Source organism: Bradyrhizobium semiaridum (assembly GCF_020329505.1).
GTDB classification, from domain to species: domain Bacteria; phylum Pseudomonadota; class Alphaproteobacteria; order Rhizobiales; family Xanthobacteraceae; genus Bradyrhizobium; species Bradyrhizobium semiaridum.
The window spans coordinates 1-14,844 of record NZ_JAGKJJ010000033.1; the positions used below are offsets into that span (position 1 = coordinate 1).

At 65.2% G+C, this 14,844-nt stretch carries 13 protein-coding genes; 3 read left to right on the forward strand and 10 right to left on the reverse strand.

The genetic code is table 11. The features are described 5' to 3' along the window. Positions 1-219 precede the first annotated feature (219 nt). Together J6500_RS32125 and J6500_RS27170 are read right to left on the reverse strand one after the other, a co-directional pair. Entirely contained in the window at positions 220-429 is a 210-nt protein-coding gene (locus J6500_RS32125; protein WP_312018242.1) for a hypothetical protein, read from the reverse strand. Further along, positions 372-1,451 (reverse strand): T6SS phospholipase effector Tle1-like catalytic domain-containing protein, encoded by a 1,080-nt coding sequence (locus tag J6500_RS27170; protein WP_312018243.1) that lies wholly within the window; start codon positions 1,449-1,451, stop codon positions 372-374. Before J6500_RS27170 ends, J6500_RS32125 begins: the two co-directional genes overlap by 58 nt. A 98-nt stretch (positions 1,452-1,549) precedes the next feature. On the opposite strand from J6500_RS27170, the gene J6500_RS27175 reads away from it, so the two are divergent. Next, positions 1,550-2,305, forward strand: a complete 756-nt coding sequence (locus tag J6500_RS27175; RefSeq protein ID WP_225715773.1) for a hypothetical protein — start codon at positions 1,550-1,552, stop codon at positions 2,303-2,305. A 2-nt stretch (positions 2,306-2,307) separates the two neighbouring features. Here J6500_RS27175 and J6500_RS27180 read toward each other — a convergent pair whose 3' ends face one another. The 3 genes from J6500_RS27180 to J6500_RS27190 all read right to left on the reverse strand — a co-directional run bounded on the left by J6500_RS27180 (position 2,308) and on the right by J6500_RS27190 (position 5,419). Continuing rightward, positions 2,308-3,687, reverse strand: a complete 1,380-nt coding sequence (locus J6500_RS27180) for a vWA domain-containing protein (RefSeq protein ID WP_225715774.1) — start codon at positions 3,685-3,687, stop codon at positions 2,308-2,310. Positions 3,688-3,693: 6 nt separating this feature from the next. Next, positions 3,694-4,641: an AAA family ATPase gene (locus J6500_RS27185; protein WP_225715775.1), complete on the reverse strand. Its 948-nt coding sequence runs from the start codon at positions 4,639-4,641 to the stop codon at positions 3,694-3,696. Between the two features lie 145 nt (positions 4,642-4,786). Next, positions 4,787-5,419, reverse strand: coding sequence for an HAD-IA family hydrolase (locus J6500_RS27190; RefSeq protein ID WP_225715776.1), 633 nt, complete (start codon positions 5,417-5,419; stop codon positions 4,787-4,789). A 110-nt stretch (positions 5,420-5,529) separates the two neighbouring features. Here J6500_RS27190 and J6500_RS27195 point away from each other — a divergent pair, with 110 nt between their 5' ends. Beyond that, positions 5,530-6,291, forward strand: a complete 762-nt coding sequence (locus J6500_RS27195; RefSeq protein ID WP_225715777.1) for a S1 family peptidase — start codon at positions 5,530-5,532, stop codon at positions 6,289-6,291. Positions 6,292-6,469: 178 nt separating this feature from the next. On the opposite strand, the gene J6500_RS27200 is transcribed toward J6500_RS27195, so the two are convergent. The 3 genes from J6500_RS27200 to J6500_RS27210 all read right to left on the reverse strand — a co-directional run bounded on the left by J6500_RS27200 (position 6,470) and on the right by J6500_RS27210 (position 11,878). Next, positions 6,470-8,692 (reverse strand): acetate--CoA ligase family protein, encoded by a 2,223-nt coding sequence (locus J6500_RS27200; protein ID WP_225715778.1) that lies wholly within the window; start codon positions 8,690-8,692, stop codon positions 6,470-6,472. Positions 8,693-8,865: 173 nt separating this feature from the next. After that, a complete protein-coding gene (locus tag J6500_RS27205; RefSeq protein WP_225715779.1) occupies positions 8,866-9,456 on the reverse strand; it encodes a class GN sortase in 591 nt (196 codons plus the stop codon). Between the two features lie 199 nt (positions 9,457-9,655). Then, positions 9,656-11,878: a marine proteobacterial sortase target protein gene (locus J6500_RS27210; protein WP_376707867.1), complete on the reverse strand. Its 2,223-nt coding sequence runs from the start codon at positions 11,876-11,878 to the stop codon at positions 9,656-9,658. A 248-nt stretch (positions 11,879-12,126) separates the two neighbouring features. Between J6500_RS27210 and J6500_RS27215 the strand changes: the two genes are divergently transcribed. Beyond that, on the forward strand, positions 12,127-12,891 hold the full coding sequence (locus J6500_RS27215) for a helix-turn-helix domain-containing protein (protein WP_225715781.1): 765 nt from the start codon (positions 12,127-12,129) through the stop codon (positions 12,889-12,891). 2 nt (positions 12,892-12,893) lie between these two features. On the opposite strand, the gene J6500_RS27220 is transcribed toward J6500_RS27215, so the two are convergent. Next, positions 12,894-13,055 (reverse strand): hypothetical protein, encoded by a 162-nt coding sequence (locus tag J6500_RS27220; protein ID WP_225715782.1) that lies wholly within the window; start codon positions 13,053-13,055, stop codon positions 12,894-12,896. Positions 13,056-13,591: 536 nt separating this feature from the next. After that, positions 13,592-14,812 carry an ABC transporter substrate-binding protein gene (locus J6500_RS27225; RefSeq protein ID WP_225715783.1) on the reverse strand — a complete coding sequence of 407 codons (1,221 nt, stop codon included), beginning with the start codon at positions 14,810-14,812 and terminating at the stop codon, positions 13,592-13,594. Positions 14,813-14,844: the final 32 nt, after the last annotated feature.

Here is a 14,844-nt window from a genome sequence, read left to right on the forward strand (position 1 = left end):
GGGTGGGGTGGGGGTGCCTCCGCATAGCGAATCCCACCGTGGACATACGCCCACTCGCCACGCATCTCGCGATGCGCGTCGGCCTCCCCCGCCAGCGGGAGAGGCGAAGTGAGCCAGCTGATGCGCTTGTGCACCTAATATGCGATAGCCTGCCCGCAAGCGGGAGAGGGAGCCGAGTCATCGTGCGGCTGCAGTTCGGCCTGATCTCATCGCGGTCCGTCAGGCGGCGGGGGCGGCCACTTCCGCCGGTGGAGCGGGCGCCGGCGTCAGTTCCTCGATCCGATAGTCCTTCGGCAGGTTGGTCGGTCGATAGGCCGGATCCTTGTCCATGCGCTCCAGCACCGAGCGATGGATCAGCACGCCCTCAGGGATCAGCCGCGGCTCGCCCATCGGCAGATAGAAGCCGAGAACGATTTCCGCTCCGGCCATTCCTTCCATCTGTCGCTCTTCGGAATCCATTCCAGGATCTTCCAGAATCCCGTCAGCGAATTGTGCAAAGGCGCGGTCACGCTCGGCGGCACATATTCGTGCTTGTGCGGCGGCAGCGGCATGCCCCAGGCAAGATGATCGATCAGCGCCTGGTCGACGTGCAGCCCGGCGGCCTTGGCCTGCTCGAGCATCCAGATCAGCGGGAATTTGGACGCTCCGCTCTGGTCCTCCGGATAACCGCCGCCGACGTCGGAGTGTACGCCGGCGAACCAGACCTGGCGGATATCCTGCTCCTTTTCGGTTGCGGGATCGAACGGATCGGCACGGAATTTCTGCGGCTCGATCCAGCGGTTGAGGCGGAACATGCGCCTGCGCTCGTCGATCGAGATCGCCTGGCGGAAGCGTCTGACGCTCGGATTGGTGCGGGTGAACAGCAGCGTCTGCAGGTCGAACAGGAAGTTGTCCTGCCGCGGCACGATGATCGAGGCGACGGTGTCCCAGACGCCGACGAACTCGATGTCGATGTTGCGGCCGCCGGCGATCTGGCTGAAGTGCCAGACCTCCTTGAGCGCGGCAAGGTTGAGCGTCCCGTCGGAGGCCTGGGCGTCCGCGCTCGCCTTCTTGTAGGTCGAGAACGCATAGCCCGCGAGGTCGAGCTGGTCGACCGGCAACAGGCCCATCACATGAACGAAAGCGGACAGCACACGCACCGTGTAGGCGCCGCGGCTGAAGCCGAACATCCAGACCCGATCGCCCGGCTCCCACGCCTTGCATAGGAAGCCGTAGGCGTCGAGCGTATCCTTGTCGAGGCCGGCGCCGAAGGCGAGCCCCCACAGGCCGCGAACCTGCTGCTTGAAACGGCCCCAGGTGTTTTGCAGGCCGATCGTGCCGAGGCCGGGATGATAATAGATGCGCTGCCGCGCATCCTTGTCGGCGACGCGAAACAGCTTCAGCACGTTGGAAATATTGGCGCCGATCTCGTTACCGGTGCCGTCGCAGCAAATCACGATATCCTTCGGCATCCGTTCCCTCGCGGTCGCCGTGTGAATCCCGACAACATCGTAAGGCAGATCACGGCCAGGATTCAATCTCCAATTGAAGACGATTATATGTACCCGGGATGACCGCCCGCGCCGCCGTGTGCCGGAAACCGTTCGAGCCGCCGCGCCACGCGCGTGGGCAACGCAGGGAATTCAATTGCAACGCTGCCGAAAAGATGGGAATCTGCCGGACAGCCATTGCGATAGCGCGTCGATACTTCTCGCTTTCGGAGTCTTTCGCCGGTGCACGCGATCGTCTCGCTCGCGGATTTTTGCGGCACATTGCCGAAGGGCGTGCCGGCATGAGCCATCAGGCCGTCGTCACCCTGATCCTCGCCGGTCTCGTCGCAATCGCGTTCGGCCTGTTCTGGTGGGTGGACACATATTCCGACCGGATCTTCGCCAAGCGATTTCGCACCCGTTTTCCCGAGAAGACGCTGAGCTATACAGCCGAGCAACTCGGCGGTCTCGTCACGTCGGATCTGCGGATGAAATATGTCTGTCCGATCCTGTTCCCGCTCGACCTGATCGTCATGCTGGCGCTGGCGGGCGCGATGGGCGCGGCCTCCTCGTACTGGCTGGTGCAAACCTATCCGTCTGCGGCGTGGCTCGGGCTCTTGGTACCGGCGGTGTATCTGCTCAGCGATCTGATCGAAGATTGCCTGCTGGCCTGGCTATTGCTGCGCGGCGATCCGAAGGCCGCGGCGCGGTCGGTCTCGACCCTGAAGGCGATCACGACGATCAAGCTAGCCGGCATTTCCGCCGCGGTTGTGGTGACGGTGCTGTCGCTGCTCGTATGGCTGCTGCGGAGCCCGCCGCCGATCACCATCGCATAGAGCTACTGATACGACGCGACGATGTCCGACACCGCGCGTTCGAGCTGCTTGGCAGTGGCGCATTGGCGCACCACGGTGCAGAAGGTGGCGTAGCGCGGCATCTCGGAATCGCCGAAGCCCCAGGTCATGCGGCCCTCGGGATTGAGCCAGACCAGCCGCTTCGAGCGCTCGCCGATCCGGCGCAGGATGTCGGCGCGCGGATCGAGGTTATTGCTGCGGGCATCGCCGAGCACGATCACCGTGGTCTGCGGCGTGATCGTGTTCATCCAGCCATCCTCGAAATCGGCGAAGGAATTGCCGTAGTCGGACGAGCCGAAGCCGACCTTGGACATGATCTCTTGCATAGCCTCTTCCGGTGGCTTCTTGTCGAGGATGTCGCTGACCTCGATCAGATGGCCGGAGAAGGCGAACGAGCGGACGTCGTCGACCACCTCGTGCAGGCTGTGGATCAGTAGCAGGAAGAAATCCGAGACGCGGGCGACTGAGCCCGAGACGTCGCACAGCGCCACGATCTTCGGCCGGTCGCGGTGCTTGCGCTTCCACGCCGTGAGGAACGGCACGCCGCCCCAGGCCGCGTTGCGCCGCAGCGTGCGGCGGACGTCGAGATGGCCGCGGCGCTGCCGCTTGCGCGGCTTCGAGTAGCGCTCGCGCAGGCGGCGCGCGATCTGGCGGATCAGGCTACGCATCTGCTCGACCTGGCGCGGCTCGATCCGTGCCAGCGGCGCGTTGCGCAGGATCTCGTTGCGCAGGTTCTCCGCCTCCTCGCGGCCGTAGAGCAGCAGCGCCTGCGAAACGGCGTCGCGCACGGTGCCGCGCAGGCCGGTGAGCGCGTCCTGCAGCCGCTCGGCCAGCGCCGGGTTGTTCGCGGTTGCGTTGTCGATGTCGTCACGCAGGCGCTGGATGCCCATCGCATCGAGGATGCGGGTCTGGAAGATGCCGCGTTGGGTGAAGTAGCGGATATCCGACAGCGATGCCGCGCCGGAGGCGTTGGCGATCGCGGTCGAGATCGCGGTGCGGTCCTGCGACAGCAGCATCTGCGCCAGCGGCCCGACATTCTCGCTTTCGGCGCCGCCGCCGCTCGTATCGCCATGCGCGTCGGCTTGCGGATTGCTGCCGGCCTCGCGCTGCTCGTCCGATTTGCTCTGCTCCGATGCCTCCTGCTGCGGCTCGGGTTGGCTGAAGAACAGGTCGAAACAGTCGCCGAGCGCGCGCTTCTCGTCCTGGGTCTTGGCCAGCGTCAGCAGGAAGGTGTCGCGCAGGATGGCGCGGTCGGCAAAGCCGACCTGGGCGATCGCGCGCATCGCATCGATGCTTTCTGCAGGCGAGACCCGGACCCCGGCCCCCCGCGCCGCACGAAAGAAGCGATGCAGGTTCTCGCGCATCTTGCCCTAACTGAACACGCCTTGCCGCGACGCCTTGGCGATGAAGGCGGAGATCTGCGGCGTCGCGGCTTCGATGTCGGCTTCGTATTTCAGCAGCACGTTGAGCGTGTCCTTGACGATCTCGTGGTCGAGCTCATTGGCCTGCAGCAGCACCAGCACGCGCGCCCAGTCGATGGCCTCGCTGACCGAGGGAAGCTTCTTCAGATCGAGCGAGCGGATCTCGTGGATGAAACCGACCATCTGCCGGCGCAGCGTCTGCGAGATGCCGGGCACCCGACTCTCGACGATGCGCTCTTCCAGCCGCTGTTCGGGGAAGCCGATATGCAAATGCAGGCAGCGCCGCTTCAACGCGTCGCCGAGATCGCGCTCGCTGTTCGAGGTCAGGATCACGGTCGGCGGCGCCACCGCGGAGACGGTGCCGAGCTCCGGGATCGTCACCTGGAAATCCGACAGGATTTCCAGCAGCAGCGATTCGAATTCGGCGTCCGACTTGTCGATCTCGTCGATCAAGAGCACGCAGCCATTGGGCTGCTCCAGCGCCTGCAGCAGCGGGCGCGGCTCGACGAATTCCTTGGAGAAGAACACGTCGCCGAAAGTGTGGAGCTGGTCGAGCGCGGCGCCCAAGGTTTGCGCGCCGCCGAGCACCTCGCCGAGCTTGTCCTTCAGGATCTGGGTGTAGAGCAACTGCTTGGCGTATTTCCACTCATACAGGGCCTTGGCCTCGTCGAGGCCCTCGTAGCATTGCAGGCGGATCATCTTCATGCCGCGCCAAGCGGCGATCGCCTTCGCCAGTTCGGTCTTGCCGACGCCGGCGGGGCCTTCGACCAGGATCGGCTTGTCGATCTGCTGCGACAGATAGACCGCGGTCGCGATCTGCCGGCTCGCAATATAGCCTTGCGCGGCGAGGCCGCTTTCCACGGCCTCGATCGAGGCGGTGGGCCTGGTGTCAGCCACGAGGATCAGCTCCGGGGGTTTGCTTGAACTCTTGCCTGTTCTGCGCCCGTTGCGGGCAAAGCACAAGGCTCGTTCGGCCCGCAAAGCCATGGGGTTAGCGCATGGTTCGGGCTATTTCCGCGGAGCGGAAGTGCGTAGCCCGCCTTCACCGCAGCGTCAGGCCGGTCGCGGCCTCGAGCTCGCCGATCGCCTGCGCGGCGTTCAGCACCTTGATGGTGGTCATGCCCATCTCGCGCGCCGGCTTCAGATTTACGCCGAGGTCGTCGAGATAGACGCAGTGCTTCGGGTTCACCCCAAGCGTCTCCACCATCATCCGGTAGATGCGCGGATCGGGCTTGCGCAGGCCGATCTTCGCCGACTCGATCACGTGGTCGAACAGTGCCATCACCTCGGCGACATAGAGCGTGCGCCCGCTATGGCTGCCGATCGCGTTGGCCGGCAGATTGTTGGTGATGCAGCCGGTCTTGAATGTCGCCTTGATGCGCTTCAGCGCTTCCACCATCTCGGGGCGCAGATCGCCCGACAGCAGCGGCAGCACGTCCTTGCCGCGCACCTCGGCGCCGAGCGCCCGCGATTCCGCGGCGAACAATTCATCGAATGCGTCGATGTCGATCTCGGCGCGCTCGAATTTGGCCCAGGCGTTTTCCAGATGGTTGGCGGCGTTGGTGCGGCGGATGATGTCGGCAGGGATGCCGCGCTCGGCCTCGTACCGCGCGAACGCCTCGAACGGCGAGGTGGTCAAGACGCCGCCGAAATCCCAGATCACTGCCTCGATCATGCTGTCCTGCCCAATGTTCGTTGTCAGGGAGCGGCTAACATGAATTGGGGGATGGGGCCAGCCCGATCCGGCGCTTGGCGATCGCTGCGCCGCGGGCTATTGCTGCGCCGATGAAATGCCCTCGGCTCATCCTCGCGGCGATGCTGTCGCTGCTGTCCGCGCCCGCGCTGGCGATAGTCGGCGGCGGCGCGCCCGCGACCGAAGGGGTCGCGCGCGCCGTCGTCACCATCGTCGGCTCGCGCGGCAATTTCTGCACCGGCGCGCTGGTCGCGCCGAAGGTGGTGCTGACCGCGGCGCATTGCGTGCCGTCCGGTGCCGACTACAAGATCGTCGAATATGGCGCCGACCGGCAGCCGAAACTGCACGACGTCAAGGCCGTCGCGATCCATCCGGCGTTCAAGATGCAGGCGATGGCCAATCACGCCGCGACCGCCGATGTGGCGCTGCTGCAGCTCACTGCCCCGCTTGCCGGCAAGGCGCCGGCGGCGCTCGGTGCGCCCACCATCCCGATCCAGCTCGGCGGCCGCTTCACCATCGCCGGTGTCGGCGTCACCGTAAGCGGCGACGGCAGGAGCGGCGGCACCGTCCGTGTCGCGAGCCTGATCACGACCGGCAAGCCCGGCACCTTGCAGATCCGTCTGGTCGATCCGGTCGCGCAGGGCGCGCGCGACGGGCTGGGCGCCTGCACCGGCGATTCCGGCGCGCCGGTGTTCGAGGACAAGCCAGGCGGGCCGGCGATCGTCGGCGTGGTGAGCTGGTCGACCGGCCCGAACGGCGCCGCCGGCTGCGGCGGCCTCACCGGCGTCACGCCGCTGACGCTGTACCGCGACTGGCTGATGCAGACCGCGCGGCAATGGGGCGCGAGCTTTTGACGCGGCTGTGCTTTCGGGGCGATCGCACCCTAGCAGTCCCGTCATCCTGAGGTGCGAGCTCTTGCGAGCCTCGAAGGACGAATCGGCCACAGTTCGGGCCGTGCATCCTTCGAGGCTCGCCGAAGAGGCTCGCACCTCAGGATGACGGGGACAGAGTTGCGGGCGCGCTGATGCGATCTCAATGCCCCGCGGCCTTCCTCGCGGCGGCGTTGTTCAGCACGATCAGGCCGTCGACGGCGACGCCGAGCTTGCTGTTGATCAGGAACGGGTTGACGTCAATTGAGGCGATGCGGCCGTCGGCGTCGGCCATCAGATTGGAGAGACCGACCAGCGCCTTCACTGCCGAGGGCTCGTGCAGCGCCGGCCTGCCGCGATAGCCCTTCAGCTTGACGCCGGCCTTGGTCTTGGCGATCAGCTGTTTCGCCTCGGCGGCATCGAGCGGCGCGCCGGCCAGCGCGACGTCCTTCATCAATTCGATGTCGACGCCGCCGGTGCCGAACAGCACCACGGGGCCCATCTCGGCGTCGAGCGAGGCGCCGACCACGAGCTCGACATCGGCCTTGACCTGCTGCGCGATCAAAATGCCCTCGAGCTTCGGCTTGCCCTTCAGCTTTTTCACCCGCGCGGTGATGTCGTTGAAGGCTTTCTTCACCTCGGCCGCATTGGCAAGGTTCAGCACCACGCCGCCGACGTCCGACTTGTGCAGGATGTCCGGGCTGACCACCTTTGCGACCACCGGAAAGCCAATCTGCTTGGCGATCTTGACCGCCTCGGCTGCGGTCTGCGCCACCGCCTCCTTCGAGATCGGAATGCCGTACGCCTTGAGCAACCGCTTCGAGGCGACCTCGTCGAGCGCGGCGGCGCCATCCGCGGCCTTCAGCGTCTTCTCCAGCACGGCGCGGGCGGAGGCTTTCGAGCTCGACACGATGTCGGGCACCTCCTTGCGCAGGCCGGCATATTCGATCAGCGACTTGGTCGCGCCGACCGCGCGATCGAGCCCCTGCATCACGGCGATGTTCGGCAGGCTCTTGCGCAGCCCCTTGGTGAATTCGGTGAAGCCGATCGACATCGCGCTGATATAGATCACCGGCTTGTTGGCCTGGCCCGCCATCTCGTTGACGATGCGCAGATTGCGTTCGCGTAGTTCATGCGGCGCCTTCGGCAGCTCGGCATCGATGATGACGATGTCGGTATCGGGGTCGTCGATCATGATCTTGATCGACTTCATGTAGACGGAGGGATCGACCACCGCGGCGAAGCCGGCATCGAGCGGGTTGCCGACGATGCTGCCGGGTCCGAGCATCTGCGCCAGTTGCGCCGATGCGTTCGGGCTCAGCGGCGCAAAATTCAGGCCGGCGGAATGGAACGCGTCGATCAGAAGGCCGCGCTTGCCGCCGGACAGCGACACCGCGGCGAGCCGGTTGCCCTTCGGCGGATCGGCGTGGACGAAGCATTCCGTGGTCTCGATCAGCTCGTCCAGCCCGCGGACGCGGATCACGCCCTCGCGGGTCGAGATCGCATCGAACGTTTCGATCGAGCCGGCGAGCGCGCCGGTATGCGCCATCGCGGCGGCGCGGCCACCTTCGGAGGCGCCGAGCTTCAGCGCGATCACCGGCTTGCCGGCGGCGCGCGCGGCCTTGCAGGCCTCGCGGAACACTTTCGTATTCCGGACGCCTTCGAGATAGACCACGATGACGCGGATGCTCGGATCGGCGGCGAAATAGCTCATCAGGTCGGGCGTCTCGAGCCCGGATTCGTTGCCGGTCGTGACCATGTAGCCGACGCCGACGCCGCGATCCTCCAGCGCCTGGCGGATCGCCATCACGATCGCGCCGGATTGCCCGGCGATCGCCACCGCGCCCTGCTCCATGGTGACGATACGGTCGTCGATATTGGTGAACAGGTTCTCGCCGGCGCTGAGATTGCCGAGGCAGTTCGGGCCGGTAACCGCGAGCCCGGTCTCCTTGATCGTCTGCTTCAGCTCGACCGCGAGCCGCTGGCTCTCCTCGTCCTGCAGCTCGCTGAAGCCCGAAGTGACGATGGTCGCCGAGCGCGCGCCGGCCGCGGCGGCGTCACGCACCACCTGCACGGCAAAGCGCGCCGGCACCAGCACCAGCACGTGGTCCGGCTTCTCGGGCAGGCTGGCAAAATCCTTGTAGCAGGTGACGCCCCAGATCGTTTCACGCTTGGAATTGATCGGAAACAGGCCGCCGGCAAATTTGTACTTGATCAGGTTGTTCCAGATCCGCTCGGCATAGTTGCCGGGCTTGTCGGTTGCGCCGACCAGCACGATGTTGCGCGGGTGCAGCATCGCATGAATGCTCTTGACGATGTCGCTGGCATCGTCCGAAGGCGTCCATTTGACGGTCGGATGGGACGCGGTGCTTGCGAGAGCTTCCATGGAGTCTGCCCTTACCTGGTTGTTTCCCTGGCCATGTCGTCCGGCCGCACGGTCGTTCGCCGTGGGCGGTGATTTTCATTGTTTTTATGGCCGAGGGAAGAGGGTGGCAACTCACGCGCGCGCAAGTCAGGGCATCGCGCGCGATATCCCATCTCACGCAAAATTCATGCGCATCAGGAACCCGATTCGGGCCTGCCCGAATCCGGTTCGATCAGCGTCGCGTGCAACAGATAGCGTTCGGGTCCCGATGTCAGCGCGTCGAACGGCCAGCAGGTCGACAGCACCAGCTCATGGCGGTCGGTCAGCGGATCGATGCCGGACTGATCGAAGCGAACGATGGTGCTTCCGTCGGCCCGGTAGCGGAACGTCCTGCCGTCGCTTTTGGTGACGTCGATCTCGTCGCCGATCGCGACCTCCTTGAGGAAGCGGAAATGGGTGTCGCGATGCGCGGAGTACACCGCGACGCCGCGCTCGCCGGCGTCGACGGTCTGCTCGACATGGCCGGGACCGAACGCCAGCGCCTGGCCGCTGCTGCCGGCAAGCACGATCGCCGAGGCATGCAGGCGCTTCACCTCGATCTTCGCCACCGGCCAGGTATCGGCCCAGCGCCACGGCTTGACGGGATGTCCGGTCGCGATGGTCTTTCGGAAAGCGCGCTCCAGCAGCACCTGTGCGAGCAGCGCCTTGGCGTGGATGTAGGCGCCCTGGCCGAACAGGATCAGGCCGAGGAGCGCGAGTGCGAGTACGGGAAGCAAGCGGGGCATCGTATTTTTCCTCGTCATTGCGAGCGAAGCGAAGCAATCCATGGTTCCGCATATGCTGCGCGATGGACTGCTTCGCTTCGCTCGCAATGACGGTTGGGGAGAGAGAAGAAATGCGCGCGCGGCCCTTGGGGGACGGGTGAGAAAGCCGCGCGCGCCCTGGAAGGAGGAGGTCGGGGGCACCTTCTCCTTTCATCCGACATCAGTTGGGCATGGTCTGATGTCGAGTGAACATGAAGAGCAGCAGGCTGACCGTGAGCAGGATCACGCCCGCGATCATTTTCAGCTCCGCATCGGTCGCCGTCTTCGGCAGTTGCACCGTGCCCGGCGAAGGAGTGGCCACCGGCACCGGCCGCTTCAGCGCCGCGACCTGCACCTTTCCGTCGCCAGTGTCAGCGCGGCGTTCGGCCGGCTGCACAGGCTGGCGCGGACGCTCGCCGAACACCTTCGCAAAATCCCAGCCGGCGGGCAGGTTGATCGGCAGCTCCGCGAGCTTCAGCGGCTCGCCGTCGGGACGGCTCGGCGTCTTGTCGACCGCAACCAGGCTGGTCAGCCGCGTCACGAGCTGATGCTCCAGCGCCAGCGCGAGGATCGTTTTGTCGGCATCTTCCGGGGTTGCCTGCCGCGTGGTGCGTGCAACCTCGGCGTCGGCGATCTTGCGGCGTGCCCATACTTTCGAGAGGCCCTTGCCTTCGGCGGCATTGGCCAGCGGCAGCGTCACGCTCCACGGGCGGTCGCCGATGCGGCCCTTGATCTCGACCGAGCCGGCGAGCTTGTCGAGCCTGGCGGCCAGCAGCAGCGGCTCGTCGCGATAGACGTCGGGCAGCACTGATGGCGTCAGGTCGGCATTGGCCTCGGAGAACTTTGCCGAGAGGCCGGTCACCGCCGGGTTCTCCAGCTTGGCGAACAGGCCGCGCATCCGCTCGTCGACCTGCTCGACCGAGCCGATATGGGTGAAGGTGCCGCGGCCGAGCTCGGCGGCGCGCGTCATCAGATAGGTGTTCGGCGCCGAGCCGATACCGACCATGAAGACGCGGGAGCGGCCGCGCAGCGCGCTGATGGTCTCGAACAGCTGCTGCTCGTTGCCGATCGCGCCGTCGGTCAGGAACACGACCTGGCGGACGTAATTAGGGTCCTCGCGGTTGCTGTCGGACAGCGCGGCGCGCATCGCCGGCACCATCTCGGTGCCGCCGCGTGCCTGCAGCGCGCCGACGAACGAGCTCGCGGTGCCGACATTGGCGCTGCTGGCTGCGACCGGCGTCGGAAACAGCACGTCCATGGTATCGTCGAAGCGGATCACGTTGAAGCGATCCGCCGGCTGCAGGCGGCCGAGCGCGTACAAGAGGCTGGCTTTGGCCTGGATGATCGAGGTGCCGCCCATCGAGCCGGAATTGTCGATCACGAAGATCACTTCGCGCGGCAACGGCTTCTGCTGCGCCTGCTCGACCGCGGGCGGGGTGACGAAGGCCAGCAGATAGTCGGAATTGCCGACATGCTCGCGGAACAGCCCGACGGACGGCGCCTTCTCGGCGGCCGGCTTCCAGGTCAGCTCGAAATCGCGGTCCGCCGGCACCGGGCCTTCGGTCAGCTTGATGATCCGCGTGGCGTTGTTGGGGCTCTCGATCTTGACCTGGTGATGATGGCTCTTCACCTCGCCGAGCGGGAAGCCGGCATTGAGGCGCACCGTGATGTTGGTCGGGTTGATCGGCGCATGCTCGGCGGGATCGAGCACCTCAGGCGTGATGCGGTCGCGATCCGGCACCGGATCGGTGCTGGCAGCGCCCCAGCCGCTGCCGTCGGCGCGCAGGTCGACGCTCTGCACCACCGGCTTCGGATTGTAGCGCGGGCCGACCACCATCGGCACCCGCAGCGAGAACTCGTTGCCGCTCTGCTGCACCGGCTCCTGATATTCGATCTGCACCAGCACGGTCTCGCCCGGGCCGATATTGGCGACCGAGTTGGTGAAGATGTTCGGCCGCTCCTGCTCGGTGAGCGCGGCCTTCTGGCCGTTCTGCCTGGCCTGCTCATAGATCGCGCGGGCCTGCTGCTTCTCCTTGATGTCGCCGACCACGATGCGGTCGCCGACCACCATCTTCAGCGTGTCCACCGCGCCGCCCGAAGGCAGCGGGTAGACATACGTTGCCTCCATCCAGTCCTTGGTCGGATTGCGGAAGATCTGGGTGACGCGGGCGCGCACCGTCGGGCCCGATACCGTGAGGTCGACATCAATGCCGAGCCGCGTCGCATCGGCATAGCCGTCGTCGGTCTTCAGCAGCAGCGAGCCGGAGCGCGCCTCGCTCGGCCGCAACACCGCATGGTGCGGCTGCTCCGCCGACCACGCCGGATCGAAGCTCAGGAACAGCGCCGCAAGGCCGATCACCAGCGCGGCCACGCCTTCCACCAGGAAGAACAGCGCGATCCGCATCCTGCGCGACAGGCGGATCTGCGGGCTGCTCTCACATGCATCGTAAATCGTCATTTTCGTCACTCCGAGCGAGGTTTTCGCACCTCGCAATCATGGAGAACGGCCGCTTTGGCGCGAGCAGAATGATCGGCAATGATTGGCCGCCCTCGGGCGCGGCCCGCCGCGGCGTGAGGCGGGTTTGTGCGGCTTTGTGATGGATTGTCCGGTCTGCTAGGCTGATTGAATCGAAGGGGAATCAAGGGAACTTGATGTCGACGCCGGACAAGCAGCTTTCCGCCGAGCTGAGCCGACAGGTGGCGGAGACCATCCGCGAGGAGATCGCGCGCCGCCGGATCTCGCGTCAGACACTGGCGGAGCAGGCCAAGCTCAGCCTCTCCACCCTGGAAAAGGTGCTCGGCGGCCGCCGTCCGTTCACGCTGGCGACCACGGTGCGGCTGGAGCAGGCGCTCGGCGTCCCCCTGCGCAAGCTGCCCGACGTCGTGACGATTGCGCCGCCGGCCAATCGCGATGTCGCACCCGACAGCCTCGGCTCCTATGTCCGCCGCGCGGTGGCGCGGATCGAAGGCACCTACATCACGGTGCGGCCGTCATTCGGCGACAAGGATGCGATCTACGCCTATTGCACTGTCATCGCGTGGGACGAGGCCGCCTCGGCGCTCGGCTTTCGCGAGAGCGAGCGGCAGGACGCCGATTACACCCAGTTCGGCGAGGTCGCGGTGCCCAACGAGTCCGGCTTCGTCTACCTCGTGACCAACCGGCACGGTCAGCATCGCGTCATCACGGTGTCGCGGCCGCGAAATTCCGGCGAGATGTACGGCATCATCACCACCCTGCTGGCCGGACGCGGCGCGGTGCTGACGCCTATCGCGGCCCCGATCGCGCTGCTGCCGATCAAGAACGTGACCAATCCCAGTCTCGGGCGGGTCGCGTCGGACGATGCGAACTACAAGCTCTATCGCGAGCATCTGCGGCGCACGATCGACGAGCCGTTTGCGATTTTGTTGCAGCCTTAGACCTACGCCGGCCTTGGCCGCGCCGGCGCGGCGACGCCGGCGATCAGCACGGCGAGAATGCCGATCTTGTCGAGGTTGAGCAGATCGGCGACGAGCAGGTGCCCATTGAGCCGCCGATAGAGGCCAGCGGGCGTCAGCGGCAGACAATGAACGCGGGAATGCATCTGATTTGGCGGCCTGGTTTCGTCGCAGCTCTCGTCTTGTTAGGCGGGAGTTTTAGGACGAGATCGCAAGAACATTGCGAAATCCGTCATCGTGCGAAGCTGCAATAGGATGTGAAGCTTTTTCCTTCACCGCTGTCGTCGTCCGGCTCGACCGGGCGACCCAGTATTCCAGAGACAGTCGTTATTGAGCCGATAGGCCGCGGCGTGCTGGATCGCCCGGTCCATGTGCGCAATTGCGCACAGGCCGGGCGATGACAGTGTGGGTGAGGACAAAGCTTCACACCCTCTCAGGGTGACGGGGATGAAGTATTTCAAGTAGCCTCCCACGTCGTCGTCCTGGCGAAGGCCAGGACCCATAACCACCGAACCTGATTGAGAGCGTGATATTGTCTCCAGCGTCGCGCACCAACAAGCGGCTGGGGTAATGGGTCCTGGCTTTCGCCAGGACGACACCGATGTCGCTGCGCTCGTGGGCCACAAAACAACGAAGCCGCCCGCAGGGGCGGCTTCTCGGCAATGCGACGTTGGCGCCGGCGCTATCCCCCGGTCTCCGCGCTGATGATGTCGCCGAACAGCTCCCACTGGCCGTTCTTGAAGCGCATCATCTTGAGTTGCTCGATCGGGGCGAAGTCGGTGGCGCTGGTGTTGACGCGGATGCCGGGGATCAGCGTGTCGGGCGTGAAATCCTTCAGGCTGGCGGCCTGCTTCATCACGTTCTCGCGGGTGAGATTGTCGCCGGATTGCTTCAGCACCTGCACCATGGTCTGCGCCGCGGCGTAGCCATAGACCAAATTGGCGTCGGAGATATTGGCGCCCGGCATGTACTTGTCGATGAAGGCCATGAACTTCTTCATGCCCTCGTCGTCCTTCCACTGCGGGTCGGAGGCGTCCTTCAGATAGCCGGCCGACAGCACGCCTTCGCTCGCCTCGAGGCCGGCGGGCTTCATCACGGCGCCGATCGAGATCGAGACGTCGGTCATCACCTGCATCGGCTTCCAGCCGAGCTCGGCGATCTTCTTGATCGCTTGCGCCGCGAATTTCGGGGTCGCGATGTTGACGAACACGTCGGCGCCGGTGTCTTTCAGCTTGACGATGTGGGAATCGATCGACGGCTCCGTGGTCTCGTAGCTTTCCTCGGCGACGATCTTGACGCTCGACTTGTCGAGGATCTCCTTGAGGCCGATCAGGTAGTCCTTGCCGAAATCGTCATTGGCATAGAAGATCGCGACCTTGGCATCCGGCTTGGCCTTGAGGATGTACTTGCCGAAGATCCGCGCCTCGACGCGATAGCTCGGCTGGAAGCCCATGGTCCACGGGAAATCCTTCGGATCGTTCCACTTGCTGGCGCCGGTGGCGAGGAACAGCTGCGGCACCTTCTTGGCGTTGTGATACTTCTGCACCGCGGTCTGGGTCGGCGTGCCCAGCGCGTTGAACACCAGAAACACCTCGTCGCTCTCGATCAGCTTGCGGATCTGCTCCACCGTCTTCGGCGGCGAGTAACCGTCGTCATAGGAGATCCAGTTGATCTTGCGGCCGTTGATGCCGCCCTGATCGTTGATCATCTTGAAATAGGCTTCCTCGGTCTTGCCGATGATGCCGTACGCGGAGGCGGGGCCGCTATAGGCCTCGACATTGCCGATCTTGATCTCGGTATCGGAGGCGCCGGTGTCGTATTTCTTTTGCGCAAAGGCGGCCTGGGTGGAGAGCAGGCAGAGTGCCGCGGCGGCTGCCAGCAGCGATATTTTTTTCGTTTTCATAAAGGCATTTCCTCGATTTGATTTTGGTTGGG